Origin of the sequence: Pseudonocardia petroleophila (assembly GCF_014235185.1) — a bacterium.
Lineage (GTDB): Bacteria > Actinomycetota > Actinomycetes > Mycobacteriales > Pseudonocardiaceae > Pseudonocardia > Pseudonocardia petroleophila.
This window is the reverse complement of sequence record NZ_CP060131.1, coordinates 4,817,555-4,843,099: the sequence shown is the minus strand read 5'-3', so window position 1 is coordinate 4,843,099 and position 25,545 is coordinate 4,817,555. Positions and strand designations below refer to the sequence as shown.

Annotated in this window: 22 protein-coding genes; 10 read left to right on the top strand and 12 right to left on the bottom strand. The window is 75.9% G+C overall.

Annotated elements, in window-relative coordinates; all coding sequences use genetic code 11:
* Positions 1 to 10 precede the first annotated feature (10 nt).
* Positions 11 to 208 (bottom strand): (2Fe-2S)-binding protein, encoded by a 198-nt coding sequence (locus H6H00_RS23865; RefSeq protein WP_185717928.1) that lies wholly within the window; start codon positions 206 to 208, stop codon positions 11 to 13.
* 68 nt (positions 209 to 276) lie between these two features.
* Here H6H00_RS23865 and ligD point away from each other — a divergent pair, with 68 nt between their 5' ends.
* The 6 genes from ligD to H6H00_RS23830 all read left to right on the top strand — a co-directional run bounded on the left by ligD (position 277) and on the right by H6H00_RS23830 (position 7,663).
* Positions 277 to 2,184: a non-homologous end-joining DNA ligase gene (ligD, locus tag H6H00_RS32910; protein WP_344735736.1), complete on the top strand. Its 1,908-nt coding sequence runs from the start codon at positions 277 to 279 to the stop codon at positions 2,182 to 2,184.
* 2 nt (positions 2,185 to 2,186) lie between these two features.
* The gene (locus H6H00_RS23850; protein ID WP_185717927.1) at positions 2,187 to 2,969 is read left to right on the top strand and encodes a glycerophosphodiester phosphodiesterase family protein; all 783 of its coding nucleotides are present in this window, start codon (positions 2,187 to 2,189) and stop codon (positions 2,967 to 2,969) included.
* A gap of 47 nt (positions 2,970 to 3,016) precedes the next feature.
* Entirely contained in the window at positions 3,017 to 4,312 is a 1,296-nt protein-coding gene (locus H6H00_RS23845; protein WP_185717926.1) for an MFS transporter, read from the top strand.
* Positions 4,309 to 5,679 (top strand): MFS transporter, encoded by a 1,371-nt coding sequence (locus H6H00_RS23840; RefSeq protein WP_185717925.1) that lies wholly within the window; start codon positions 4,309 to 4,311, stop codon positions 5,677 to 5,679. Before H6H00_RS23845 ends, H6H00_RS23840 begins: the two co-directional genes overlap by 4 nt.
* A 241-nt stretch (positions 5,680 to 5,920) precedes the next feature.
* Complete coding sequence (locus tag H6H00_RS23835) at positions 5,921 to 6,265, top strand: RNA polymerase-binding protein RbpA (protein WP_141276432.1); 345 nt, start codon at positions 5,921 to 5,923, stop codon at positions 6,263 to 6,265.
* A gap of 120 nt (positions 6,266 to 6,385) precedes the next feature.
* Positions 6,386 to 7,663: a cytochrome P450 gene (locus H6H00_RS23830; RefSeq protein WP_185717924.1), complete on the top strand. Its 1,278-nt coding sequence runs from the start codon at positions 6,386 to 6,388 to the stop codon at positions 7,661 to 7,663.
* Between the two features lie 3 nt (positions 7,664 to 7,666).
* Here the strand turns inward: H6H00_RS23830 and H6H00_RS23825 are convergent, their stop codons facing one another.
* From H6H00_RS23825 to H6H00_RS23795, 7 genes are all read right to left on the bottom strand, one after another.
* Positions 7,667 to 8,161, bottom strand: a complete 495-nt coding sequence (locus tag H6H00_RS23825; RefSeq protein WP_185717923.1) for a phosphoribosyltransferase — start codon at positions 8,159 to 8,161, stop codon at positions 7,667 to 7,669.
* Entirely contained in the window at positions 8,158 to 8,904 is a 747-nt protein-coding gene (locus H6H00_RS23820) for a polyprenol monophosphomannose synthase (RefSeq protein WP_185717922.1), read from the bottom strand. The genes H6H00_RS23825 and H6H00_RS23820 overlap by 4 nt, the downstream gene beginning before the upstream one ends.
* Entirely contained in the window at positions 8,897 to 10,495 is a 1,599-nt protein-coding gene (gene lnt / locus H6H00_RS23815; RefSeq protein WP_185717921.1) for an apolipoprotein N-acyltransferase, read from the bottom strand. Before lnt ends, H6H00_RS23820 begins: the two co-directional genes overlap by 8 nt.
* A gap of 35 nt (positions 10,496 to 10,530) precedes the next feature.
* Positions 10,531 to 12,165, bottom strand: coding sequence for a glycosyltransferase family protein (locus H6H00_RS23810; RefSeq protein ID WP_185717920.1), 1,635 nt, complete (start codon positions 12,163 to 12,165; stop codon positions 10,531 to 10,533).
* A 100-nt stretch (positions 12,166 to 12,265) separates the two neighbouring features.
* Positions 12,266 to 13,078 carry a PIG-L deacetylase family protein gene (locus H6H00_RS23805; protein WP_185717919.1) on the bottom strand — a complete coding sequence of 271 codons (813 nt, stop codon included), beginning with the start codon at positions 13,076 to 13,078 and terminating at the stop codon, positions 12,266 to 12,268.
* 151 nt (positions 13,079 to 13,229) lie between these two features.
* Entirely contained in the window at positions 13,230 to 14,675 is a 1,446-nt protein-coding gene (locus H6H00_RS23800) for an amidohydrolase (RefSeq protein WP_185717918.1), read from the bottom strand.
* Positions 14,672 to 14,860: a PspC domain-containing protein gene (locus tag H6H00_RS23795; RefSeq protein ID WP_185717917.1), complete on the bottom strand. Its 189-nt coding sequence runs from the start codon at positions 14,858 to 14,860 to the stop codon at positions 14,672 to 14,674. The genes H6H00_RS23800 and H6H00_RS23795 overlap by 4 nt, the downstream gene beginning before the upstream one ends.
* Before the next feature lie 240 nt (positions 14,861 to 15,100).
* Here H6H00_RS23795 and H6H00_RS23790 point away from each other — a divergent pair, with 240 nt between their 5' ends.
* Positions 15,101 to 16,144: a GDSL-type esterase/lipase family protein gene (locus H6H00_RS23790; protein ID WP_255425342.1), complete on the top strand. Its 1,044-nt coding sequence runs from the start codon at positions 15,101 to 15,103 to the stop codon at positions 16,142 to 16,144.
* Between the two features lie 31 nt (positions 16,145 to 16,175).
* Here the strand turns inward: H6H00_RS23790 and H6H00_RS23785 are convergent, their stop codons facing one another.
* Entirely contained in the window at positions 16,176 to 17,297 is a 1,122-nt protein-coding gene (locus tag H6H00_RS23785) for a M24 family metallopeptidase (protein WP_185717916.1), read from the bottom strand.
* Positions 17,298 to 17,327: 30 nt separating this feature from the next.
* Here H6H00_RS23785 and H6H00_RS23780 point away from each other — a divergent pair, with 30 nt between their 5' ends.
* Together H6H00_RS23780 and H6H00_RS23775 are read left to right on the top strand one after the other, a co-directional pair.
* On the top strand, positions 17,328 to 18,302 hold the full coding sequence (locus tag H6H00_RS23780) for a 5'-3' exonuclease (protein ID WP_255425341.1): 975 nt from the start codon (positions 17,328 to 17,330) through the stop codon (positions 18,300 to 18,302).
* A gap of 19 nt (positions 18,303 to 18,321) precedes the next feature.
* A complete protein-coding gene (locus tag H6H00_RS23775; protein WP_185717915.1) occupies positions 18,322 to 20,664 on the top strand; it encodes an Hsp70 family protein in 2,343 nt (780 codons plus the stop codon).
* Here H6H00_RS23775 and H6H00_RS23770 read toward each other — a convergent pair.
* From H6H00_RS23770 to H6H00_RS23760, 3 genes are read right to left on the bottom strand one after another with little or no spacing between them, the layout of a single operon-like run.
* On the bottom strand, positions 20,657 to 22,528 hold the full coding sequence (locus H6H00_RS23770; RefSeq protein WP_185717914.1) for a dynamin family protein: 1,872 nt from the start codon (positions 22,526 to 22,528) through the stop codon (positions 20,657 to 20,659). The two genes, H6H00_RS23775 and H6H00_RS23770, sit on opposite strands and share 8 nt — an antisense overlap.
* Complete coding sequence (locus H6H00_RS23765) at positions 22,525 to 24,423, bottom strand: dynamin family protein (protein WP_185717913.1); 1,899 nt, start codon at positions 24,421 to 24,423, stop codon at positions 22,525 to 22,527. Before H6H00_RS23765 ends, H6H00_RS23770 begins: the two co-directional genes overlap by 4 nt.
* Positions 24,420 to 24,842: a hypothetical protein gene (locus H6H00_RS23760; protein ID WP_185717912.1), complete on the bottom strand. Its 423-nt coding sequence runs from the start codon at positions 24,840 to 24,842 to the stop codon at positions 24,420 to 24,422. The genes H6H00_RS23765 and H6H00_RS23760 overlap by 4 nt, the downstream gene beginning before the upstream one ends.
* A gap of 119 nt (positions 24,843 to 24,961) precedes the next feature.
* Between H6H00_RS23760 and H6H00_RS23755 the strand changes: the two genes are divergently transcribed.
* On the top strand, positions 24,962 to 25,522 hold the full coding sequence (locus H6H00_RS23755; protein WP_185717911.1) for an RNA polymerase sigma factor: 561 nt from the start codon (positions 24,962 to 24,964) through the stop codon (positions 25,520 to 25,522).
* Positions 25,523 to 25,545 lie beyond the last annotated feature (23 nt).

Below are 25,545 nucleotides of genomic sequence, written 5' to 3'. Positions count from 1 at the left end.
AAGTGCCGCCTCAGCCGGTGGCGGGCAGGTCGTCGAGTACCGATGGCGCCAGGGTGGCCGTGAGCAGGGTGTCGATGTGGCCCTGGCAGCCGCCGCAGCCGGTGCCGGCCTCGGTGATCTCGCCGACCTCCTCGACGGTGCGCGCGCCCCGCGCGATGCACGAACGGATGGTCCGGTCGCACACGGCGAAGCACATGCACACGTACACAGCCACTCCTTTGTTTAGGCCAGGCTATGTTCGCACCCGTGCAGTGACGCGCGCAATAGTCTGTGCGGGTGCCGCTCGACGAGTACCGCCGCAAGCGCGATGCCGCACGCACGCCGGAGCCGGTTCCGGAGACGGATCCGCAGGTCACGGGCCCGGGCACCCGGTTCGTCATCCAGGAGCACCACGCGCGGCGACTGCACTGGGACGTCCGGCTCGAGCACGACGGCGTCCTCGCGTCGTGGGCGGTGCCCAAGGGCCTACCCACCGACAACGAGACGGTGCGCCTCGCCGTGCGCACCGAGGACCACCCGATGGAGTACCTCGACTTCCACGGGGAGATCCCGGCGGGCGAGTACGGCGCGGGCTCGATGACCATCTGGGACACCGGCACCTACGAGACCGAGAAGTGGCACCACCGCGAGGTGGCGGTGGTGTTCCACGGCGAGCGCGCGCGGGGCCGCTACCTGTTCATCCGCACCGGACGGGGGGAGGACGACTGGCTGCTGCGCCGCTCGGACCCCACGCCCGCGGGCCACGAGCCCCTCCCCCGCGACGCCCGCCCGATGGAGCCGACGCCCGGGCCGCTGCCCGAGGGTGACGACTGGTGGCTGCAGGTCGGCTTCGGCGGGCGCCGGGTGATCGTCCGGGTCGACGGGGGCCGCGCCACGGTCGCCGACGCCGACGGCGAGGACCTCACCGCGACACTCCCCCACCTGCGCGGCCTGGGCCCCTCCCTGTCGGCCACCCGCGCGCTGTTCGACGGCGAGCTGGCCCCCGACACCGCCGACCTGTGGATCGGCGACCTCCTGCACCTCGACGGCCGCGACACCGCGGCGCTGCCGTTCCGGGAGCGCCGTGCCCTGCTCGACGCCCTGCCGCTGGCGGGCGCGCACTGGCGGCCGGCACCGGTCTTCCCCGGGGCGGGCGCGGAGGTGGTCACGGCGGTGGCCGCGCAGGGGCTGCCGTCGGTGATCGCCAAGGCCGGCGGGTCGGTGTACGCGCCCGGCCCGAGCGGGGACTGGGTGGAGGTCGCCACCGGGCCGGGGAGGCCGGCAGCGCCCCGTCCCGTGCCGCCGGTGCGGCGCGCGCCCGTCGGGAAGGCCCGGCTGACCAACCCGGACAAGGTCCTCTACCCGATGACCGGCACCACCAAGGCCGAGGTGCTGGAGCACTACCTGGCCGTAGCCGAGGTGATGCTGCCGCACCTGCGCGACCGCCCGGTCACGATGGTCCGCTGGCCCGACGGCGTCGAGCGCGGCTCGTTCTTCGAGAAGGACGTCTCGCGGCACGCCCCGTCCTGGATCCGCACCGCCCGGGTCGGCACCCCCGGCGGGCGGTCGGAGAGCGCCGACTTCCCCGTCATCGACGACGAGCAGGGCCTCGCCTGGGCGGCCAACCTCGCCGCGCTGGAGCTGCACGTCCCGCAGTGGCGCCTGGGCCCGCGCGACGGGCGGCACCCGCCGGACCTCGTCGTGTTCGACCTCGACCCCGGCGACGGCACCACCGTCGTCGACTGCGCCCGGGTGGCGCTGCGCATCGCCGAGCGCATCGCCGACGACGGCCTGGTCGCCTACCCGCGGACCAGCGGCGGCAAGGGGATGCAGCTGTACCTGCCGGTCGTTGTCACGCGCCCCGAGCAGACCTCCGAGTTCGCGAAGGCGATCGCCGAGGACCTCGCTGGCGACGACCCGAAGCGGGTCACCGCCGTCATGGCGAAGGCGCGGCGGCGCGGGCGGATCTTCGTCGACTGGAGCCAGAACAACCCGCACAAGACGACGATCGGGAGCTACTCCCTGCGCGGCCGGGCCCGGCCGACCGTCGCCACACCGCTGACCTGGGACGAGGTGCGCGCGTGCCGCACGCCCGCGGACCTGACGTTCCTGCACACCGACCTGCCCGCGCGGATCGCCGAGCACGGCGATCTCATGGCCCCGCTGCTGCGCGATCCCCAGCGCCTGCCCCGGCTACGCTCCTGATCATGGGACACCCCTACCTGGACGGCCCCTACCCCCGCGCCTACGCCCACCGCGGCTGGCACGTCGGCGGGGGCCAGGAGAACACGCTGGCCGGCTTCACCCGGGCCGTCGACGAGGGCTTCTCCTACCTCGAGTTCGACGTGCACGCCTCGGCCGACGCGGTCGCCGTCGTGCACCACGACCCCACCCTGGACCGCACCACCGACGGCTCCGGGCGCATCTCCGCGCTCGACTCCCGCGAGATCGCCGGGATCCGCGTCGGCGGAACCGAACCCGTGCCGCTGCTGGCCGACGTCCTCGCCGCGCTGCCCGGCACGCGCTGCACGATCGAGATGAAGTCCGCCGCCGCCGTCGACGTGACGCTGCCCGTGCTGGAGCGCCTCGACGCCTGGGACCGGGTCTGCCTCGGCGCCTACGACGAGCGGTGGCTGCAGCGGGCGCGGCGCGCGGCCGGCCCGCGGCTGTGCACGTCGATGGGGCAGACCTCGGCGCTGGGCCTGCGCACCCGGGCGTGGACCGACGCCCTGCCCGCCCCGCTGTCGAGCCTGCCGGCCCTGCCCTTCACCGGGCAGCTCGCGCAGCTGCCGCGCCGCTTCGGCCCGCTCACCGTCGTCGACGAGCAGCTGGTGCGCACCGCCCACGCCGCCGGCCGCGAGGTGCACGTGTGGACCGTCGACGATCCCGCGGAGATGACCGAGCTGCTCGACATGGGCGTCGACGGGCTGCTGTCGGACCGCCCCGACCTGCTCCGCGACGTCCTGCGGGACCGCGGCGCCTGGACCTGACGCGTCGGGCGGGGCCGCGCACCGCGTCCGGCCGCTACCCTCCGCCGGTGAGTACCGACGTGCCCGTGGGCGCCCCGACCGTCACCCGCGGCCAGGTACTGGCGTGGGGGCTGTGGGACTGGGGATCCGCGGCCTACAACGCGGTGATCCTCACCTTCGTCTTCTCCGTCTACCTCACCGACTCGGTCGGGGCCGACCTGCCGGGGGACGTCAGCGCGAACAGCTGGCTCGGCTACTCGATCGGCGCGTCGGGGCTGCTCATCGCGCTGATGGCACCGGTGATCGCGCGGCGGGCCGACGCGGCCGGGCGGCGCAAGCGGGCCGTCGCGATCTGGACGGCGCTGACGATCGCCACCATGGCCGGGCTGTTCCTGGTGCAGGACAGCTACCAGTTCCTCGCGCTCGGGCTCGTGCTGCTCGGGTTGGGGTCGATCTTCTTCGAGCTCGCGTCGGTGTCCTACAACGCCGTGCTCTCCCAGGTCTCGACGCCCGCGACGGTGGGCCGGGTGTCCGGCTTCGGCTGGGCGATGGGCTACCTCGGCGGGATCGTGCTGCTGCTCGTCGTCTACGTCGGGTTCATCGTCGGCGGCGGCGGGGTGCTCGGCGTCCCGACGGAGAACGGGTTCCACATCCGGCTCGTGGCCCTGGTGGCGGCGGCCTGGTTCCTGGTGTTCGCGATCCCGATGCTGCTGCTGGTGCCCGAGGTGCCGCCGACCCGCGCCGCGGAGGCCCGGCTCGGCGTCCTCGCCTCCTACCGGGCGCTGTTCGCCGACCTGCGGGCGCTCTACCGGGACAGCCCGCACACGCTGTACTTCCTCGGGGCCAGCGCCCTGTTCCGCGACGGGCTGGCCGCGGTGTTCACCTTCGGCGCGGTGCTCGCGGTGACCGTCTACGGCATCGCCGAGGACGACGTGCTCATCTTCGGGGTGGCGGCCAACGTCGTGGCCGCGGCGGGGGCGCTCGCGGCCGGGTACGTCGACGACCGGGTCGGGCCCAAGGCGGTGATCGTGGGGTCGCTGGCCGGGATGCTGGTCGTCGGGGTGGTGCTGCTGGTGGTGTCCGGGCCGGCGATGTTCTGGGTGTTCGGGCTGGCGCTGTGCCTGTTCGTCGGTCCGGCGCAGTCCTCGTCGCGGACGTTCCTGGCCCGGCTCGCGCCGCCGGGGAAGGAGGGCGAGCTGTTCGGCCTCTACGCCACCACCGGCCGTGCGGCGTCGTTCCTCGCGCCGACGCTGGTCGGCCTGTTCACCTACCTGTTCGCCTCCGACCGCGCGGGCATCCTCGGCATCCTGCTGGTGCTCGGCGTGGGGCTGGTGGCGCTGCTGCCCGTACGACGGCCGGCGTGACCCCCGCGGTGAGCGCGGACGAGCGCGAGCGCCGCGGCTGGATCTTCTACGACTGGGCCAACCAGGTCTTCCAGACCTCGGTGATCACGGTCTTCCTGTCGCTGTACCTGACGGGGATCGCCGAGGCCGACGCCCGCGCGCGCGGGCAGGCCTGCACCGGCGACAGCGCACTGGTCGACTGCGACGTGGACCTGCTCGGGTTCGACGTCGCCGCGGGCTCGGTCTTCGGGTACCTGGTCTCGCTGGCCACGGTCCTGCAGGTGCTCGTGCTGCCGATCACCGGCGCGATCGCCGACCGCACCCAGGACAAGCGGCGGATGCTCGGCGTCTCCGCGTTCGTCGGGTCCGCCGCCACCGCGGCGCTCGCGCTGACCGCGGGCACGGACTGGCAGCTCGGGTTCGTGCTGTTCCTCGTCGCGAACACCGCGTACGGCGCCTCGATCGTCGTCTACTACGCGTTCCTGCCCGAGCTGGCCGGCCCCGACGGCCGCGACGCGCTCTCCGCGCGCGGCTGGGCGTTCGGCTACCTCGGCGGCGGCCTCGCGCTGCTGCTGCACCTGGCGATCTACCTCGGGCGCGACCTCGTCGGGCTCTCGGAGTCCGCCGCCGTGCGGATCTGCTTCCTCACCGCCGGGCTGTGGTGGGCGGCGTTCACGCTGATCCCGCTGCGGCGGCTGCGCCGCCACCAGCCCCCGCAGGGCACCGAGCGCGGCGCCGCGGTGGTGACGGCGGGGTTCCGCCAGCTCGCCGACACCCTGCGCCACGCCCGCGGGGTGCCGCTCACGCTCGCGTTCCTCGGCAGCTACCTGGTCTTCGCCGACGGCATCACGACGGTCGCGCAGATCGCGGGGCTCTACGGGGAGCGCGAGCTGCTGCTCCCCCGCGAGGTGCTCATCGTGACGATCCTGATCGTGCAGTTCGTGGCGTTCGCCGGCGCCGTCGTGCACGGCCGGCTCGCCGCCCGGTTCGGCGCGAAGCGGACGGTGCTGGGCAGCCTCGCGGCGTGGACGGTGGTCGTGACCGGCGCGTACTTCGTCACGGCCGGGCAGCAGCTGCAGTTCTACGCGGTGGCGTTCGGCATCGGTCTCGTCCTGGGCGGCACGCTGGCGCTGACCCGCTCGCTGTTCAGCCAGATGGTGCCCCCCGGCCACGAGGCGGAGTACTTCGCGCTCTACGAGATCGGCGAGAAGGGCACGTCGTGGCTCGGTCCGCTGGTGTTCGCGGCCGTCGCCGACGCCACCGGGTCGTTCCGGCCGGCGATCCTGTCGTTGATCGCCTTCTTCGTCGTGGGCGGCGTCGCGCTCGCCCTCGTCCCGGTGCGGCGGGCCATCCGGGAGGCCGGTAACGACGAACCTTCCGTCCTGTGAACACCAGTGGTTAGCCCGGTGACATAAGTCACAGTTGGCTGACACGTCACAGTCGCGTGTGCGATCGGGCCCGATGCGCCACACTGTCGGATCGGGGCGGCGAACAGCGGGTGTCGGTCGTATGACGTCGACACCGGTCGTCAGCGGCCCCGGAACGGGAACAAGCGCCTGCGACGTAGACGTTACACCCGGTAGTGAAAGCCGAGGGAGGCTCCCTCGGTTCAGAACGGGAGGAAGACGCATGGCCGACCGCGTGCTCCGTGGCAGCCGGCTCGGGGCTGTCAGCTACGAGACCGACCGCAACCACGACCTCGCGCCGCGGCAGTCGATGCGCTACGCGTGCCCGCGCGGGCACGACTTCGAGGTGCCCTTCTCGCACGACGCCGAAGCCCCGCACACCTGGGAGTGCCGCCTGCACGGCAGCATCTCCAAGCTGGTGGACGGCTCGGAGCCGGAGCAGAAGAAGACCAAGCCGCCGCGCACCCACTGGGACATGCTGCTCGAGCGCCGCTCCGTCGCCGACCTCGAGGTGCTGCTCAACGAGCGCCTCGAGCTGCTGGCCGAGCGTCGTCGCGAGATCGCCTGATCCGCGGGATCCACCTGACGCACCGCACCACCACGAGAGCCGGGCCACCCCACGGGGTGGCCCGGCTCTTGTCCGTCCGACCCCTGTCGCCCAGGATGCCGGGATGACCAGGATGCCGGGATGACCAGCGAGGACCCCGGCCACCTCGCTTTCTGGGCCCGCCCGGAGGCCGAGCGCGCCGCCGTCTTCGCCGCGCTGCGCCGCCGGGACGGGTTGCCGTGGGTCCCGTTCACCAACCGCGCACCGTTCACCCCGAGCCGTGACGGCTTCCACGCCGTCGTCCGGCACGCCGACGTCGTGGCGGCGAGCCGGGACTCCCGGCTGTTCGGCAGCGCCCCCAACGCCGCCTCGCTCTACGACATCCCGCCGTGGTTGCTGCGCTACCTCGACTCGATGATCAGCAAGGACGGGCCGGAGCACGCGCGGCTGCGCAAGGTCGTCGCGCGGGCGTTCTCGCCGAGGATGCTGGCGCGGCTGGAGTCCGACATCCGCACCCGCTCCACCCGGATCGTCGACGACGTGCTGGCCGAGCGCTCCGGGGAGTTCGTGTCCCGGGTCGCGCAGCGGCTGCCGGTGGCCGTCATCTGCGCGCTGCTCGGGCTCGACGACTCCCACCACGACCTCGTCGCCCGCCACGGCAACACCCTGGTCGGCTCGAACGACCCGGAGCACAACGGGGTCAGCCGCGCGTACCTGCTGCACCACGGGGCGCCCGGCGTGCGGCACCTGTTCCCCCTGAGCGCCCGCCTGGCGTTCGCCGGTGAGCAGCTGCACCGGCTGGTGCGCCGCATCGGCCGCGAGCGGCTGCGCGAGCCCCGTGACGACCTCGTCTCGACCCTGGTGCACGCCGACGTCGACGGCGAGCGGCTCACCCCGCGCGAGGTCGGCACCCTGTTCATCCTGCTGGTGCTGGCCGGCAGCGAGACCACGCGCGCCACCATCTGCCACGCCCTGCGCCTGCTCACCGACCATCCCGAGCAGCGCGAGCACCTGCTGGCCGACGTGCCGGGACGGATCGGGGGCGCGGTCGAGGAGGTGGTGCGCCACGCGAGCCCGGTGCTGCAGTTCCGCCGCACCGCCACCGCCGACGGAGAGCTCGCGGGCACCCCGGTCCGGGCCGGTGACAAGCTGCTGCTGTTCTACACCTCGGCCAACTGCGACGAGGCCGTGTTCGCCGACCCGGACCGGTTCGACATCACCCGCTCCCCCAACCCGCACCTGGGCTTCGGCGGCCCCGGACCGCACTACTGCCTGGGCGCGGCGCTGGCCCGCACCGAGTCGACGATCCTGCTCACCGAGCTGCTGACCCGGGCGCCCACGATCCGGGCTGTCGGCCCGCCGGACCGACTGCTGTCGGACTTCCTCAACGGCGTGAAGCGGCAGGCCTACGCGCTCTGAGGCTCAGGCGTCGAGGACCTGGCCGGCGTTCTCGACGACGGGCGGCAGCGTCGACCACGGGAAGTTGATCCACCGGTCGGTCCGCCGCCACACGTACTCGCACCGCACCGTGGAGTGCGGCTTCTCGTAGACCACCGCGCAGCGGACGTCGGCGACGTGCCCGGAGCAGAAGTCGCGCACCAGCTTCAGCGTGGCGCCGGTGTCGGCCACGTCGTCGGCGACGAGGACCCGCGACCCGGACAGGTCGACGACGTTCGGCACCGGCGGCAGCATGATCGGGACGGGCAGGCGCTCGTCGACGCCGGTGTAGAACTCGACGTTGGCGACGTGCAGGTTCTTCACGTCCAGCGCGTAGCCCAGCGCCCCGGCCACGAACAGCCCGCCGCGGGCGATCGACAGGATGATGTCGGGCCGGTACCCGTCGGCGGCGACCTGCCCGGCCAGCTCGCGTGACGCGGTGCCGAACAGGTCCCAGGTCAGCGTCTCGCGCTCGCTCACGCGCGCACGCCCGCCCCGCGGCGGCGCAGCACCCGCTCGGCGCCCCACCGCGTGACCAGCCACAGCGCCTCGGTGACGATCGACCGGCTCATCTTCGACGCCCCCCGCTCCCGCTCGACGAAGGTGATCGGCACCTCGCGCACCCGGAAGCCCGCGAGCACGGCGCGGTAGGCGACGTCGACCTGGAAGCAGTAGCCCTGCGAGGCGACCTCGCCCAGGTCGAGCTCCTCGAGCACCTGCCGCCGGAACGCGCGGTAGCCGCCGGTGATGTCCTGGATCGGGACGCCCAGGGCGAGGCGGGAGTAGAGGTTGCCGCCGCGGGAGAGCCACTCGCGGTGCGCGGGCCAGTTGCGGACCGCACCGCCCGGCACGTACCGGGAGCCGAGGACGAGGTCGGCGTCGCGCAGCGCGTCGAGCAGGGCGGGCAGGTCCTCCGGGGCGTGCGAGCCGTCGGCGTCCATCTCGACGACGACCTGGTGCGGGCCGTCCAGCGCGTGGGCGAACCCGGCGAGGTAGGCGGCGCCGAGGCCGTCCTTCGCGGTGCGGTGCAGCACGCTGATCCGCGGGTCGGCCGCGGCCATCTCGTCGGCCAGCTTCCCGGTGCCGTCGGGGCTGTTGTCGTCGACGACGAGCACGTCGGCGGTGGGCACGGCGGCGTGCAGCCGCGCGACGACCGGCCCGATGTTCTCGCGCTCGTCGTAGGTCGGGATCACCACCAGCACGGGTCCCGGGACCTCAGACATCGGACTTCCTTCCCGCCGCCCGGCGGCGTGCGAGGACCGCCACGGCGACGGCACCCAGACCCAGGGCGACCACGACCCACTCCGGGCCCGATCGCAGCTGGCTGGCCAGGGTAACGGTGGTGCGCAGCGTCGTCCGATCGACCAGGGTGTCCGGGGTGAACTGCTGCGTGCGGGCGGTGACGGTGCCGTCCGGGGTGACCGTGGCGCTCACCCCCGACGTGGTGACGACGACCGCCGACCGGTCGAACTCGACCGCGCGGATCCGCGACATCGCCAGCTGCTGGTACGTCATGTCGGTGAACCCGAACGTCGCGTTGTTGCTCGGCACGGCGATCATCTCCGCGCCCGCGGCGACGCTGTCGGCGAGCAGGTCGTCGAAGGCGATCTCCCAGCAGATCGCGATGCCGACGCGCACCCCGTCGACGTCGAGCGCCCCCTCCCCCGGCCCGGGCAGGAAGTTGCTGGCCCGGTCGACGTAGGGCGAGAACAGGCGGAAGAAGCTGCGCCAGGGCATGTACTCGCCGAAGGGCTGGATGCGGCGCTTGTCGCTGCGCTCCACCACCCCGACGCCCGGCTCCCACACCACGGCGGCGTTGCTCGACGTCGGGCCGTCGCCGTTGGCCAGCTCCGGCGGGTTGCGCAGGATCGTGCCCAGCAGGATCGGCACCCCGATCGCGCGGGCAGCGCGATCGATCTGCGCGGCGGCGTCGGGGTTCTGCAGGGGGTCGATGTCGGAGGAGTTCTCCGGCCACACGACGACGTCGGGCTGCTCGGCGCGCCCGGCGGCGACGTCGGCGGCGAGCTCCTCGGTGACCCGGACGTGGTTGTCGAGCACGGCGCGGCGCTGGGCGTTGAAGTCCAGGCCCAGCCGCGGCACGTTGCCCTGGACCGCGGCGACGGTGACGACCCGGTCGGGCCCGCCGCCGAACGCGGGCACCAGCGCCGCGAGGGGCCCGGTGAGCAGCGCGGCGACGGCGATCACGGCGGGCGTCCGGACCGAGCCGAACCCCTCACGGGCGACGAGGCGGCGCACCAGCTCCCCGAGCGCGAGCCCGGCGAGCACCGTGACGAACGACAGCAGCGGCACCCCGCCGATCGCGGCGACCGGCAGGAACGGGCCGTCGGGCTGGCCGAAGCCGACCCGGCCCCACGGCATCCCGCCCCACGGGACCCGCGAGCGCACCGACTCCCCGATCCCCCACACCGCGGCGGCCCACAGCGGCCACGCGGGCAGCCGGGACACCACGGCCATCCCCGCGCAGGCCACCGCGACGAACAGCGACTCGAAGACCGACAGCGCGATCCACGGCAGCCACTGCACCAGCGAGCTGACCCACACCAGCAGCGGCGTGAGGAAGGCCATCGAGAACACGAACCCGTAGCCGAACCCGGCGCGCGCCGACCGGCCGCGGACCACCGCGCCGAACAGGCCGAACGCGGGCAGCGCGAGCCACCACAGCGTGCTGGGCGGGAAGCTGAGGTAGAGCAGGTAGCCGCCGGCCGCCGCCGCGAGCACGCGGACCGGGACGAGCGCGAGACGGCGCGGCGGGGCCCCGGGGGGCGGGGCGGGATCGGTGGTGGGTGCGGCCACGGAGGGAGCCTACGTCCGGGGCCGGACGCCGCCGATCACCGGCGCTCCAGGACCAGCACCTCGTCGCTCACGGCGACCGGCGTCAGCGTCGCCACGGGCCGCCCGGCGAGCACGATCCGCAGGAACGGCGTCTCCTCCTGCACGAGCCGCCCGCCGCCGTCCCGGGGGTGGCGGTAGAGCAGCAGGTACCGGGCGCCGAAGCGGTCCATCGTGGCGGCGACGGTGTCCTCGTCCCAGCGCAGGTCGGAGAACGTCGACTCGACGAGCCCGACCACCGGGCGGCCCAGGACGTGGCCGGTGGCCTGGCCGTCGGCGGCGAGGACGGGCTCGTCGGGGGCGAGGCGGGCGTCGAGCCACCGCGGGACGGACCCGCCGCCGTCGACCGGGGCGGCGAGCCGCTGCGCCACACCGACGTCCGGTGGCGGGTCGGACGTCGCGACCACCCCGAGGACCCCGACCAGCAGGGCGAGCGCGGCCACCGCGGCGTACCCGGGACCGCGCCGCACGGGCTCGGGAGGGCGCGGCGCGGGCACCAGGGGGACGGTGCCCGCCGCCAGCAGGGCGACCAGCAGCAGCGCGGCGGGCAGCAGGGGGAAGAACATCCGCGGGCCGTAGGAGATGACCGAGACCAGCCCGGCCTCGAACATGAGCACGCCGTGCACCCCGACGACCACCGCGAGCAGCACGACCGGCCCGCCGGCCGGCCGCGGACGGCGCCGCACCAGCACGACGAGCCCGGCCAGCACCACCAGCCCGAGCACCGCCTGGGCGGCCCGCGCGAGCGGGCTCGAGGCGTCGCCGATGACCAGGTGCAGCAGCGCGTCGGCGGTGTCGACGACCAGGCCGCCCGCGGAGTGCTCGACGGACACGGTGTTCCCGCCCCGCCAGCTGCCCGCCACGACCGCGTTGCGCGCCAGCAGCGCCCCGACCAGCGGTGCGGCCACCCCGACGGTGATCGCGAGCCGCTCCGCCGCCCGGCGGTCGCGGCGGACCAGCAGCAGCGCCGTCAGCGCCACCGCCGTCCCGACGACCACGAACAGGCCCGCGTAGCGCACCCACACCGACAGGCCCAGCGCGATCCCGGCCAGCAGCGAGGCGCGGCGGTGGGCCGCGGTCCGGTCGGCGAGCACCAGACCGAGGACCGCACCGGTGACCAGCAGCGTGAACAGCGCCTCGCTCAGCACCGAGCCGGCGAACGTCAGGGTGAAGGGGTTGACGGCGAACGCGAACAGGGCCGGGCGGGCGAACCGGGCCGGGACGCGCAGGGTCCGGGTGGCGAGGCCGAGCACCAGCACGGTCAGCGCCACCGCCAGGACCGAGACCGCGAGCCCCGCGACGACCGGGGGCAGACCGAGCAGGCGCAGCCCGGCGATCGCGAGCGGGTAGCCGGGCGGCTGCGTGGTGAACGGGGCCGGGAGCACGCCGTGGGACTGCTCGACGTCGAAGAAGGGCAGGTCGGTGGTGATGCCGCGGCCGGTGAGCAGGTGGTCGGCCACGCCGAGGTACTGGTAGCTGTCGTTGCCGGTGTTCGGGTACGGCACGGCGAGCGTGACGGCCGTGGACAGCGCGGCGGACGCGGCTCCCCACAGCCCGGCCTCACGCACCGACAGCAGCCGGGCACGAGGGGTGGTCGGGAGGACCGGTGACCCGGTCCGGATCGTCACGGACACGGGCGCCTCCAGGGTCGGCCGGACCCCCGACGGACCCGGTGGGCGTGCGGCGACCCTGCAGCGCGCTCCTGACCCACTGTCGCGGGGTCGGGAGGGCCCGTTACACGCGGGGGGCGCCCACGAGGTGGGCGTTGCCCAGGCGGTCGAGCACGCCCGCGGGGCCGGTGCGGCGGTACCACTCGTAGCCGTAGGCGGCGGCGAACGTCGACAGCGGGACGTCGTCGGGGCCGAGCTGGCTCGCGTGCGCGGTGATCGCCGCGCGCTTGACCTCGAGGTGGGCGTCGGTGCCGCTGACCGCGAGGGCGATCTCGACGGTCGCGCGCCCGAACGGCGTCGCCGCCGCCCGGGCCGCACCGTGCACGAGGTGGCCGTCGCGGGCGGCGGTGTGCAGGTGCTCGCGGTCGACGGTGGTGCGGTACGCGGTGGCGCCGGTCAGCTCCGCGGCGAGCGCGCCGACGCGGAACGCCGCGTTGTGGTCGGGATGGCCGTAGATGCCGTGCTCGTCGTCGTGGACGATCGTCGCCGCGCCCTCGTCGTCGGCGAGCTCGGCGACGTGCCGGGCCAGCGTGAGGGGGTCGGCGGCGGCCAGCGCGCGGGGGTGGGCCAGGCCGGGGCCGCCGGGCAGGCCGGAGTCGCGGCCGCCGAGCAGGACCAGCCGGGAGACGCCGAGCAGCTCCGCCGCGGTCTCCAGCTCGGCGATCCGGCGCTCCGGCACCGTCTCCCCCGGCCGCAGCGGCACGCGGGAACCGCCCAGCTCCCCCGCCGTGGCGAGGACGAGGATCGTGCGGGCACCCGCGTCGGCGAGGCGGCGCAGCGTGAGGCCGGAGAAGATCGACTCGTCGTCGGGGTGGGCGTGGAGGACGAGGACGGTCTGGCCCCGGAGATCGGGCGTGGGGAGGTCGGGCTCGTTCATGGGGTGATCGCAGACGTGCGGGCCGCAGGATGCGGCAGGCGGACGGGGCCGGGGGCGTCAGCTACAGCGACAGCGCCCCGGACAGCACCCACGCAGCGCGGGCCCGGTCCGGTCGATCACGCGGGAACTATGGCACAGGCCGTGCCGGCCGTCACCGCAGGGTGTCGTGCAGCACCCGGCCGCGCTGCACGGTGCGCAGGCAGGTGCCGACCCGCCCGTCGCCGACGGCGCCGTCCCACAGGGCGTAGGACGCGGGGGCACCGGGGACGATCCGGCCGGCCAGCGGGTCGGTGTCGCCGGCCGCGCGGTGCCCGCCGACGGTGTGCGCGGCCAGGGCCTGCGCCGTCGTGAGGCCGGAGCCCGGGGTGCGGTGGGCGACGGCCGCGCGGACGGCCTCCCACGGCCCGACCGGCGTGACGGGGCTGTCGGAGCCCAGCGCCAGCTCCACCCCGGCGGCGTGCAGGGCCGCGAACGGGTTCATCGCGCGGGCCCGCGGGCCGAGGCGCTCGGCGTACATGCCGTCCTCGCCGCCCCAGCAGGCGTCGAACAGCGGCTGGACGCTCGCGACGACGCCGTGCCCGGCCAGCACCGCGATCTGCGCGGCGTCGACCATCTCCAGGTGCTCGACCCGGTGGCGGACCCGGCCCGGCGGGGTCCGGCGCAGGGCATCGACCAGCAGCGCCGCCGCGGCGTCGCCGATGACGTGGAAGCCGGCCTGGATCCCGGCCGCGGTGCACGCGGCGAGGTGCGCGGCCACGGCGTCGAGGTCGAGGTAGCGGTTCCCGGTGCAGCCGGGGGCGTCGGAGTAGGGAGCGCACAGCGCGGCGGTGCGGGAGCCGATCGAGCCGTCGACGAACAGGTCACCGGCCAGGCCGTGCGCGCCGGTGGCGGCGAGCAGGTCGCGCGCATCGTCGGCGGTCGCGACGGCCTCGCCCCAGTAGCCGACGACGTCCGGGCCGTCGGCGGCCAGCAGGGCGGCCAGGTCGGCGCGGGAGGAGATGTCGGGGCCCGCGCACTCGTGGACGACGCCGATCCCGTGGGCCGCTGCGTCGGCGAGGAACGCGCGCTGGGCGGCGTCGCGGACCGGGCCGTCGACGGCGTCGAGCGCGGCGCGGCGGGCGCGGTGGTGCGCGTCGGCGGTGACCGGGCCGTCCGGGGCGCCGCCGGCGAGGTCGCCGGTGACCAGCGCGGAGTGGACGTCGATGCGGCTGAGGTAGACCGGGGCCCCCGCGGCGGCGCGGTCGAGCTCGGCGCGGGTGGGGACCGGGCCGTCCCAGTCCTGCTCCTGCCAGCCGTGGCCCCAGACCAGCGCGCCCGGGCGGGCGGCCGCGCGGGTGCGGACGGCGTCGAGCAGCGCCCGCGGGGAGGGGCAGCCGGTGAGGTCGAGGCCGTCGACGAGCAGACCGGTGGAGGTGGCGTGCACGTGGGCGTCGACGAAGGCGGGGGTGAGCACGGCGCCGTCGAGGTGGACGACGTGGTCGCCGCGCTCGGCGCCGGCCGGTCCGACCCGGGTGATCGTGCCGTCGACGATCTCGACGGCGGCCGGTCCGGCGGGGGCGCCCGGGTCGAGGACCCGGGCGCCGAGCAGCAGCGTCACACGCCGCGCTTGGGCATCAGCACCCACATCACGATGTAGGCGATGAACTGCGGCCCCGGCAGGATGCAGGACAGGACGAAGGCCAGGCGGACGAGGAACGGGCTCAGCCCGAACCGGTCCGCGATCCCGGCGCACACGCCGGCGATGACCTTCCCGTTGCGCGGGCGGGTCAGGGTCGATGCCACGAAGGCTCCTCTCGGTGCGACGCGTCTCGTCGCCGTGCTCCACGATCCGCGGGATGCGGGCCGTCGACATCAGGTGAACGCCCGGAGGACACCCTGAGGTTCCCGGGTGTCAACCCCGGTCGCCGGATCCGGTGGACAACCGTCGCGGATCGTGATCGCGGCTGCTCCGCACGGGGGTTGTCCACAGGTATCGGCGGACGCCCTGGTCAGGGGGCGCTCGCGGACCCTAGCGTCGGGCCCGTGACCCGATCCCGTCGCCTGCTGCTCCCGGTGCTCGCCGTGGTGCTCCTCACGCTGCTCGCCGCGCCCCCGGCGGGCGCGGCGCAGCGGCCCACCGCCGTCGTCGCGCTCGGCGACAGCGCTGCGTCCGGGGAGGGGGCGGGCGACTACGTGGCCGGCACCCGGGGCGAGGGCGGCGACTGGTGCCACCGCTCCGCGCACGCCTACGTGCACCGCACGGGCCTGGCCGAGGAGTCGGTGAACCTCGCGTGCTCCGGGGCGGAGGCGGCCGACGTCGGGTTCGGGCCGGGCACGCACTACACGGAGGGCTCGCAGGCGGCGCGGCTCGTGGAGGTGGCGCGGGAGTACCGGGTCACCACGGTGGTCGTGCAGGTCGGGGCGAACGACGAGCCCGAGCTCACCGGCACCGGCATCGCCTGCATCCGCGCGTACCTCGACCCCACCGTCCCGCCGTGCCGGGAGTCGCTCGGCGCGGGCGTCCCGGACCGGATGGCCGCGGTGGCGCCGCGGGTCGAGGCGGTGGTGCGCGACGTGCGGACGGCGATGGGCCAGGCCGGGTACGCCGACGAGGACTACGTGCTCGTGCTCGCCTCGTACGCCTCGCCCGTCACGGAGGCGATGGTGCCGCTGCAGGGGGCCCGCGGGTGCCCGTACAGCCGGGCCGACGCGGGCTGGGGCCGCACGGTGGTGTTCCCGGCGCTGTCGGAGGCCCTGCGCGGGGTGGCCGAGCGCACCGGCGTGCGGTTCGTCGACATGGCCCGGGCCACGGAGGGCTTCGAGGCGTGCAGCCGCAGCCCGCGCTCGGAGGAGTGGCAGCGGCGGATCACCGTCGACCCGGAGGCGTTCGTCTACGGGGGTCTCGACGCCGCGGGCTACCACCTGGCCCAGGAGTCGTTCCACCCGACGGCCGCGGCCCACGCGGAGATGGGCCGCTGCATCGGGGAGTTCGTGCGGTCCGGCTCCCCCGCCGCGGCCTGCGTCGCCGGGGCCGACGGCCGGGTCCGGGCCGAGACGGGCGTCGCCGCCGCCCCGTCGCCCGCCTGAGCGCGCGGGGACGAGCGGCGGCGAGCCGCCGTCAGCCGGGCAGGACCACCAGGTCGCGGGGGCGGGTGTTGAGGCGCTCGCAGCCGTCCTCGGTCACCACGACGATGTCCTCGATGCGGGCACCCCACTCGCCGTCGAGGTACACGCCCGGCTCCACGCTGAAGGCCATCCCCGGCTCCAGGGTCAGCGCGTTGCCGCCGACGATGTAGGGCTCCTCGTGCACGTCGAGGCCGATGCCGTGGCCGGTGCGGTGCACGAAGTGCTTGCCCAGGCCCGCGGCGGTGATCGGCTCGCGGGCGGCGTCGTCGACGGACTCCGCGGTGACGCCGGGCCGCACCGACGCGACCGACGCCTCCTGTGCGGCCTGCAGCACGGCGTAGGCCTCGCGGACGTCGGCTGCGGGCTCGGCGCCGACGGCGTAGGTGCGGGTGCTGTCGGAGTTGTACCCGCTGGGCAGCGGGCCGCCGATGTCGATCACCACGACGTCGCCGCGCGCGATGACGCGGTCGGACACGTCGTGGTGCGGGCTGGCGCCGTGCGGGCCGGACCCGACGACGACGAACGCGGCACCGGTGTGCCCCTCGTCGACGATGGCCCGCGTGATCAGCTCGCCGACCTCGGCCTCGGTGCGCCCGACCGTCAGGAACTCCGCCATCCGGGCGTGCACGCGGTCGATCGCGGCACCGGCGGCGCGCAGTTCGGCCACCTCGACGGCGTCCTTGCGCATCCGCAGCTCGCGGATCACCGGCCCGGCGAGGACCTGCCCGACCTCCGGGAACACGTCGCGCAGCCCGAACACGTGCCGCGCCGGCATCTCGTCGGCCACGGCGATCCGGGTCGGACCGCCGGCCAGGTCGCTGACCAGCAGGTACGGGTCCTCGGCGTCGGTCCAGGTGACGATCTCGACGCCGAGCTCGTCGAGGCCCAGCCCGGTGAGGCCCGGGGCCTCCAGGCGGGGCACCACCAGCGCGGGCGGCGCGAGGTGCCCCTCGGCGGGCAGCACCAGGCAGGTGAGCCGCTCGTGGGTCTCCCCGGTCATGCCCAGCAGGTACCGCAGATCGGTGCCCGGGGTGATGAGCAGGACGTCGGCACCGTGGTCGGCGGCGACGAGCCCGGCGCGGCGGATGCGGTCGGCGAACGCGGCCGTTGTCATGACCGGCAGGGTATCCGGCAAGCTGCACCCATGAGCGAGCCCCTGGGAGCGAACCGCGTCCCGTCACTGATGCTGCTCGACGCCGCGAGCCTGTACTTCCGGGCCTACTACGGCGTGCCCGAGTCGATGACGGCCCCCGACGGCACCCCGGTCAACGCGGTGCGCGGGTTCACCGACATGGTGTCGCGGCTGGTCACCGAGCACCGCCCCACGCGGCTGGTGGCCTGCCTCGACCTGGACTGGCGTCCCGCGTTCCGGGTGGACGCGCTGCCCACCTACAAGGCGCACCGCGTGCCGGGCGAGCCCGACACCGCCCCCGCCGGCGTCCCGGAGGAGGTGCCCGACACCCTCGCCCCGCAGGTCCCGGTGATCCTCGAGGTGCTGGCCGCGGCCGGCATCGCCACCGGCGGCGCGGAGGGCTTCGAGGCCGACGACGTCATCGGCACGCTCGCGGCCACCGAGCGGACCGACCACGTGCTGGCCGTCAGCGGCGACCGCGACCTCATGCAGATCGTCGGCGACGGCGACCCGGCCGTGCGGCTGCTCTACGTCGGACGCGGGCTGGCCAAGGCCGAGCTGCTGGGTCCCGCCGAGGTCGCGGAGAAGTACGGGGTGCCGATCGGGCGCGCGGGCGAGGCGTACGCGGAGATGGCGATGCTGCGCGGCGACCCCTCCGACGGTCTCCCCGGCGTGCCGGGGGTCGGGGCGAAGACCGCGGCCACGCTGGTCGGGCGCTTCGAGTCGTGGGCCGAGCTGCGGGCCGCGATCGAGGACCGCAGCGACGCCCGGATCAGCGCGACGGTCCGCACGAAGCTGGTCGCGGCGGCGCCCTACCTCGCGGTCGTCGAGCCGGTCGTGCGCGTGGCCGTCGACGCCGACGTGCACCTCGACCGCCCCGACGCCCTGCCCACCGAACCCGTCGACCCCGAGCGCCTCGACGCGCTGGCGCAGCGCTGGGGCATCGGCAGCTCGGTCGAGCGGCTGCGCGCCGCGCTCGCCCGCTGACCCGCCCCGGAGGGAACGGATGAGGGACGCGACGACGGTGGCCGAGGGGGCGGGAGCCTGGGCGCTGGGCGTCGACCTGGGCACGAGCTTCGCCGCGGGCGCGATCGCCGTCGACGGCGCGGTGGAGCTGCTGGAGGTCGGCGGCGAGCCGCGGGTCCCGACCACCGTCCTGCTCACCGAGGACGCCCGGCTCGTCGCCGGCAGCTACGCGCAGCGCGCCGTCGGCCGGCTGCCGGACCGGGCCGAGCGCAACCCGCGCCGCTACGTCGGGCGGGCACCGATGCTGCTCGGCGGGAAGCCGGTCAGCGCGGTCGACGCCCTCGCCGCGCTGCTGGGGCTGTTCGTGCAGGAGGGCCGCCGCCGCCACGACGACGCCGACCCGTCCCGCCTGGTCCTCACCCACCCCGTCGGCTGGTCCGCGGACCGGCTCGCGGAGCTGCGGGAGGTCGCCGCGCGCGTCCTGCCGCGCGTCGAGGTCGAGCTGGTCGCCGAGCCCGTCGCCGCCGCGGTGCAGCACCGGGCCACGGGCACCGTCGCCGTGTACGACCTGGGCGGTGTCACGTTCGACGCGACCGTCCTCGCCCCGGACGGCGGCGGGTTCCGCGTCGTCGGGCGCCCCGGGGGCGACCCCGACCTCGGCGGCGAGGTGTTCGACCAGCTCGTGTTCCGGCACTTCGGGGAGCAGCTCAAGCACGCGGCCCCGCAGTGGTGGGAGGAGCTGACGACCGACCCGGCCCGGCTCGCCGCCGAGGCCGACCTGCTCACCGAGGCCCGGCTGGCCAAGGAGGCGCTGTCGACGTTCGAGACGGCGAGCCAGTACGTGGCCGGGGCCGACGCGGACGTGCACATCACCCGCGCCGAGCTCGACGACCTGATCGGCGACGACGTGCGCCGCAGCGCCCGGCTGCTCGCCGAGACCGTCGCGGGCACCGAGGTCGACGTCGTCCTGCTCACCGGCGGCGCCGCCCGCACCCCGCTGGTGGAGCGGGTGCTGCGCGAGCGGTACGGCGCGCGGGTCCGCACGTCGGCCGATCCGAAGGGCGCCGTCGCGCTGGGGGCGGCGGTCCTCGCGGGCGGGCGACCCGCGATCCCGGCGGACCAGCCCGCCCCCGTGCCGCCGGCCGCGCCCGGCCCCGAACCCACCGCACCCCCCGCCGCCACGACGTCACCCGGCCTCCCGCCCGCTCCCCCGACGCGGATCGGGCACCTGCCCCGGCGCGAGGAGCTGGTCCCGCTGGCCGAGGAGGTGCTCGACGCCCGGGTCGTCGGCGGGCGCCTGTACGTGTGGTCGGCGCCCGACGGCACGGCCGGGCGGCACCGGATCGCCCGCATCGACCCGGTCACCGGGCAGGCCGACCGCAAGATCCGGTTCGGGCGGCTCGTCGGCTGGGCCGTGGCCGAGGGCGGCATCGTGGTGGCCGAGCGCCGCGCGGGCGACCTGCACTGCCACACGCTCGGGGCCGACCTCTCCGTGGGCACCTCGACGAAGCTGCCCACGCCCTACCGGCCGTTCCTGGTGGCCGCGGGCGGCATCGCGTGGGTGGTGCTGCGGTCGCCGGACACGCGGATGACCGGGCCGCTGGAGGAGTCCGGCACGCTCGCGGTGCAGGTCGTCCCGCTGCGCCCCGGCACCGCGGGGCCGGTGCTGCCGCTCGGGCCCGCCGTCTACTCCTACGTCGACGGCACCCGTCGGATGCTCGACCCCACCGCCCGCGCCGGCAGCACCCTGCCCGCCCTGCTCGGCGACGGCCGCTCGCTGGCCGTGGTGCTCGGGCGCGCCGGCCGCCAGACGCTGTGCCTGGTCGGACCGGCCGGGGAGATCACCCCGGTGGCCGACGAGACCGGCGTGCGCCAGGTGCTCGCCTCGGGCGGACGCTGGCTGGTGGCGGGGGCGGCCGGCCTGGAGCACCGGGCCGACCCGCGCGGCACCGGCCGGCGGCCGGTGCTCCCCCGCCCGCCCGGCGGCGACGTCCGGTGGGCCGTGGCGGGCCGGCAGGCCTACGGACTGGCCGTGGACCGGCTCGCCCCGGGGCGGGCGCTGGCCGTGCACGCCCTGCACGACGGCGGGCTGCGCGAGCTCGGCCGGTTGCCCGCGCTGCTCGGCTCCCCCGCGGCCGCCCGCCCCGACGAGGCACCGCGGGTCCGCGCCGACGGCGAGTCGCTGCTGGTCGGCGCGGGCGACGGCACGGGCGGCTCCCAGCTCGTCTCGGCCGGTCCCACCGGCCTGCGCGTGCTCACCGCCGCCCGCGGCTGGCTCGAGCCGGTCGGCCGGGCGTCCGGGGTCCTGCTCGCCCGCCACGTCCCGGCCGCGCCCCCCGGCGACTCCTGCTCCGACCCCGGCCGGCTGGTCCGGCTCAGCTGACGGCCAGCTCCTTCGCCAGCTCCGCCGACAGCTCGCGGGCCCGCCGGTCGGCCTCGGTGAGGGTGTCCAGGCGGCTCTGGGCCGCCGCGGCGGCGCGCTTGCGGGCCGCGGCGTCCTGGGCGGCGAGACCGGCCAGCTCGCGGCGGCGGGCGTCGAGCTCCTGCTGACGGACGGCGAACGCGGCGTCGACGGCCTGCTCCGCTCCCCCGCGCCACGCCGCGACCGCCTGCTCGACGGCGACCGACATCTCGTTGGTCGCCACCAAGAACGCGTCGCCGAGGGCCTTGGTCAGCGCGGTGCGGTTGCGGGTGGCCTCGGCGAGGCGGCGGCGGTGGGCGAGCAGGGTGCCGGCCAGCAGGCCGCCGATGGCGACGGGAGCGAGGAACGAGAGCCCGAACGCGAGCCCGACGAACGCGTGCGAGGACAGGAAGCCGACGCTGCTGGCCATCATCAGCGCGGGCACCCCCTCCCCGATGACGTCGAACTTCCCGCCCGGGCCCTCCGCGTTCAGCTCACCGGGCGCGCGGACCGGCGCCTCCATGACGACGCGGTCGAGCTCGGAGGGGTCGACGCCCATCTCGGCGAGGTAGCGCGGCAGCGCCTCGGCGACGGTCCGCTCGGTGTCGGCGGAGATCTCCTGCCACGCCGCGCCGAGGGTCCGCTCGATGCTCTCCGGCAGCGTCGCGGCGTACCGGCTGACGTCGGCGGGCTTGGTCAGCTCGACCAGCTCGCGCTCGTAGGTGCGCCGGTAGGCCTCCAGGCGGGCCCGGGCCCGGTTGACGACGCGGCGCCCGATGAGCTGGTGGTCGATGCTGCGCCGCCGCCGCTCCCGCTTCAGGGCGGTGAGCGCGGCGATCTCCTCGTCGACGACGGCCTGCCGCTGCGCCAGCTCGTCGTCGGCGTCACCGGCGGCGCGGTCCTCCTCCGGCTCGGACAGCGCCCGGATCCCGGACACGACGAGCCCGAGCACCCCGCCCGCCCGCACGAGCTCCCGGCGCTCGCCGCAGCGCTCCACGTGCCGCCGCAGCCCGGGCAGCCCGCTGCGCTCCAGCCGGGCCGCGGCGCGCTCGGTGTGCCCCGCGGCCTGCAGCGTCAGCGCCGCCTCGCCCAGCTTCGCGCTGACCGGCAGCCACGGCGCCTCCAGCAGCCGCCGCGCGACCTCCGGGTCGACGCCAGGGCCGTCCGGGCCGCAGAACCGGGCCAGGCGCGCCCGGTTCTCGGCCAGCAGGTCCCGCCACGACGTCGAGTCCTCGACCTTGGTCAGCACGAACGCGACCGACAGGATCCGGTCGGCGGCCTCGGCGAGGAACTCCAGCTCGTGGCGCAGGATCGGCTGGTCCTGGGCGCTCACGGCGAACAGCAGCGCGTCGGCGCGGGCGAGGGCGCCCATCGTGGCGTGCCGGTGGCCGAGGGTGAGGCTGTCGACGCCGGGGGTGTCGACGAGGCGCAGCCCGTCGAGCAGCGGCTCGTCGATCGTCACCTCCAGTCCGGTGACCTCGCGCAGCACGGCCGGGTCGCCCAGCACCGAGGCGTAGGCGGGCAGCTCCGCCGGGTCGACGACGGTGCGGCTGCCGTCGGTGCGCAGCACCGTGACCGTCAGCTCGGGCCCGCGGGTCACCGCGACCTGCGTGTGGGTGGCGATGTCGGCGTCGACGGGGAGCAGGTCGGGGTGCCCGACCAGGCAGTTGAGCAGCCGGCTCTTGCCGCGCTTCTGCGCCCCGGCCAGCACGACCGTCGTCGTGCCGTCCTTCCAGCGGGCGGCCTGCTCGGCCAGCGGGGCCCGCAGGTCCTCCCGCCCGGCCGCCTTCGCCAGCCCGTGCACCTCGTTCGCCAGGCGCAGCACCCCTGCGACGACCGTGCTCATCCCGTTCCTCCCGCACTCGCGCCCAACGTCAGCCCCTCGAACACCGCGCACACCGCCTGCACGCCCCGCCGCTCGACCACCGGCAGCGGCCGGTGCAGCAGCACCCGGAACCGCGCCGCCAGCTCGGCCGGGTCCTCGGTCCCGAGCGCGTCACCGGGCCCGGTCGACCGCAGCAGCCGCCCGACGGCCCCGCGCTCCCGCTCGCCGAGGGCCGGGGACCGGGCGAGCCGGTCGAGCACGGCGGCGTCGAGACCGGTCCAGCCCGGGTGCGCGATGCGGTGGATCCGGGCCAGGGTGGGATCCGGTTCGGGGACGGCGACGGGCACGGGGGCCGGGGCGGGCGCGGGGGCCCCGGACAGCGCGGCCGCCGCGATGTCCTCCAGTGCGCCGAGCACGTCGCGGGCCCGCTGCCCGCCGACGGTCGGGCCGGCCAGGGCGACCACCCGCCGCCACCGCCGCGACGCCTCCCCCGCGGCCGCGACGACGTCGGCGGCGGTGCAGGTCAGCGGCAGGCCGAGCCCGGTGGCGGGGTCGTCGTAGCGGGCCAGGCGCATGAGCTCGGCGGTCATGTCGTCGTCCAGGCGCAGCTGCCCGCGGCCGACCGCGGCGCAGGCCGCGAGGATCCGCAGGCCGCGCAGGCCCGCGACCACCGGCCGGCTCTCGTCGACGGCCTCGCGCAGCTCCGCGACCAGCCCGGCGTCGCAGGGGTCGACCTCGCGGCGGGTCAGCGCGCGGATCCGGCCGACCGCGGCGAACGCCTTGAGCCGCCCGGCGTGGCGGGCGAACCGGTCCAGGACGTCGGCGAGGGTGCGGGGCAGGTCGGGCCCGCCCGTGTCGGCCTCCCAGACGACGGTGCCGCTGTCGGCGGACACGTCCGCCCCGTAGCCGGAGCAGCCGGCCAGCCAGCGGTGCAGCTCGGCGGGTCCGGTCGACGGACGCCTGCGCAGCCGGGCCACGGCCTCGCGGATGCCGTAGCGGTGCAGGCGGGCGACCAGCACCGCGCGGGTGGCGAGGTCGACGGGCCCGTACGGCTCCGTCGTGAACTCGTCGAGGTCGAGCAGCAGGTCGTCGAGCTCGTCGGGGGGCAGCGCGGCCAGCTCGCGCAGCGCGTCGACCTCGGCGGCGCCGAGCAGGCCCGCACGGGCGGTCTCGGCGAGCAGCCCGATCACCGGCGCGACGTCGAGCACGCGGCCGCCCAGGTCGGCCGAGGCCTTGGCGACGAGCCGGCGCGCGGTGGGCCACGGGTCCTCCTCGCCGTCGCCGCGGCGGTCGATCTGGGTCAGCACGGCGGCGGTGTTCACCGCGGTCATCCCGCACGCGGCGGACAGGGCCCGGAACTCGTCGAGGGTGTCGGCGTCGAAGCGCTGGACGTAGCGCAGGACGTAGAGCAGGGCCTGGGCGTGCTCGGCGGCCGCGTCGCCGAACAGCAGCCGCCGGGTGGCGTCCTCGTTCTCGGCGGAGACGGTGTTGACGCCGGGCGTGTCGATGATCGTGACGGTGCGCAACGCCGGGTCGGCGAGCTGGACCCGCAGCCGCAGCACCCCGGCGGGGTCGACGCCGAGGTCGGCGGGCAGCCGTCCGTCGTGCAGGGCGCGGCGGTGCACGGTGCCGTCGACGCACTCGACGATGACGACGCCGTCGCGCTCGCCGTGCTCGTACCAGGTGACCAGCCGCGTGCACTCCCCCGCGTCGGCCGGGGCGACCGAGCGCCGCAGCATCGCGTTGATCAGCGTCGACTTCCCGGCACTGACCGACCCGGCCACCGCGAGCTGCAGCGGCCGGTCCAGCTGCGACCCGACCGCCACCAGCTCCGCGCGCAGCCGCGCGTCGCGGGCCCGCGACGCACCGCCGTGGCAGAGCTCGCGGAGCGCGGCGAGCGGGTCGGCCGTGCTCACCAGCCGGTGCCGGGGTCGGGGTGGCCCGCGGCGGGGTCGGTGCCCCCGAGGGCCGGGTCGGCGGCCGCGGCGTCGTGGTCGGCGTCCGGGGCGGCGTGGTGGTCGAGGGCCGGGTCGTCGAGGGCGGGGTCCTCGAGGGCGGGGTCGTCGGTGTGGTCGGCGTCGAACGCGGGGTCGGCCGGGTCGTCGGCGAGGCCGCCGAGCGCCGGGTCGTCGAGGATCGGGTCGCCGGGGATCGGGTCGCCGTCGAGGTCGTCGTCGGCGGGGATGTCGAACAGCCCGTCGGGCGGCAGCAGGTCGGCGCCGTCGGAACCCTCGGCCGCGAAGGTCTGCGCGAACATCGCGTCGGACCCGGCGGGCGGCGCGACGCCGTCGAACAACAGCTCGTGCAGCGCGTCGCGGGACATGTCGTCGGTCATCGCACTCTCCGTTCTCTGAGTCGGATCTATCCGGGTCGAACCGTTGGGGCCATGATGGCTAACGATCCACGGTCGCGCCGCGAACCATGATCCGAGCGCCCCCGAGCCGCAGGAGGACCATGGCCACCGGCCCCTTCCCCGAACCGGACGAGTCCGGTGACGAGGGCGCCCTGGTCGCCGCCGCCCAGGCGGGCGACCAGGAGGCGTTCAAGACCCTCTGGAAGGCCTCGGAGCGGCAGGCGCACGCGCTGTGCCTGCGGCTGACCGGCAACCGCACCGACGCCGCCGACGCCCTGCAGGAGTGCCAGATCGCGGTCTGGCGCAACCTGCACCGCTTCGAGCACCGCTGCCCGTTCGGGGCCTGGGTGTTCACGATCGCCCGCAACGCCGCGCTGAGCGTGATCCGGGCCCGGGGCAGGCGCCCCGAGACCAACGTGGACGACATCGAGGACCGCCCCCGCGATGCCTCCGCCAGCCTGTTCGCCGACGTGCTGGTCGAGACCATGTCGGTGCAGGCCGCGCTGGAGACGCTGCCGGAGAAGCACCGGGAGGCGCTGCTGCTGTGGGTCGGCGGCATGCCCTACGCGCAGGTGGCCGAGCTGATGGACGCGCCCCTCAACAGCGTGAAGGTGTGGATCCACCGGGCCCGCACCTCGCTCAAGGCGCAGCTGGGGCGCTGAGAGCGGTGCGGCCGGGGTCGGGG

Excerpts from the sequence above, each read along its gene's own strand:
- H6H00_RS23850 (WP_185717927.1), top strand. The coding sequence starts at position 2,187 with ATGGGACACCCCTACCTGGACGGCCCCTACCCCCGCGCCTACGCCCAC.
- H6H00_RS23835 (WP_141276432.1), top strand. The coding sequence starts at position 5,921 with ATGGCCGACCGCGTGCTCCGTGGCAGCCGGCTCGGGGCTGTCAGCTAC.
- H6H00_RS23830 (WP_185717924.1), top strand. The coding sequence starts at position 6,386 with ATGACCAGCGAGGACCCCGGCCACCTCGCTTTCTGGGCCCGCCCGGAG.
- H6H00_RS23820 (WP_185717922.1), bottom strand. The coding sequence starts at position 8,904 with ATGTCTGAGGTCCCGGGACCCGTGCTGGTGGTGATCCCGACCTACGAC.
- H6H00_RS23805 (WP_185717919.1), bottom strand. The coding sequence starts at position 13,078 with ATGAACGAGCCCGACCTCCCCACGCCCGATCTCCGGGGCCAGACCGTC.
- H6H00_RS23785 (WP_185717916.1), bottom strand. The coding sequence starts at position 17,297 with ATGACAACGGCCGCGTTCGCCGACCGCATCCGCCGCGCCGGGCTCGTC.
- H6H00_RS23780 (WP_255425341.1), top strand. The coding sequence starts at position 17,328 with ATGAGCGAGCCCCTGGGAGCGAACCGCGTCCCGTCACTGATGCTGCTC.
- H6H00_RS23775 (WP_185717915.1), top strand. The coding sequence starts at position 18,322 with ATGAGGGACGCGACGACGGTGGCCGAGGGGGCGGGAGCCTGGGCGCTG.
- H6H00_RS23770 (WP_185717914.1), bottom strand. The coding sequence starts at position 22,528 with ATGAGCACGGTCGTCGCAGGGGTGCTGCGCCTGGCGAACGAGGTGCAC.
- H6H00_RS23760 (WP_185717912.1), bottom strand. The coding sequence starts at position 24,842 with ATGACCGACGACATGTCCCGCGACGCGCTGCACGAGCTGTTGTTCGAC.
- H6H00_RS23755 (WP_185717911.1), top strand. The coding sequence starts at position 24,962 with ATGGCCACCGGCCCCTTCCCCGAACCGGACGAGTCCGGTGACGAGGGC.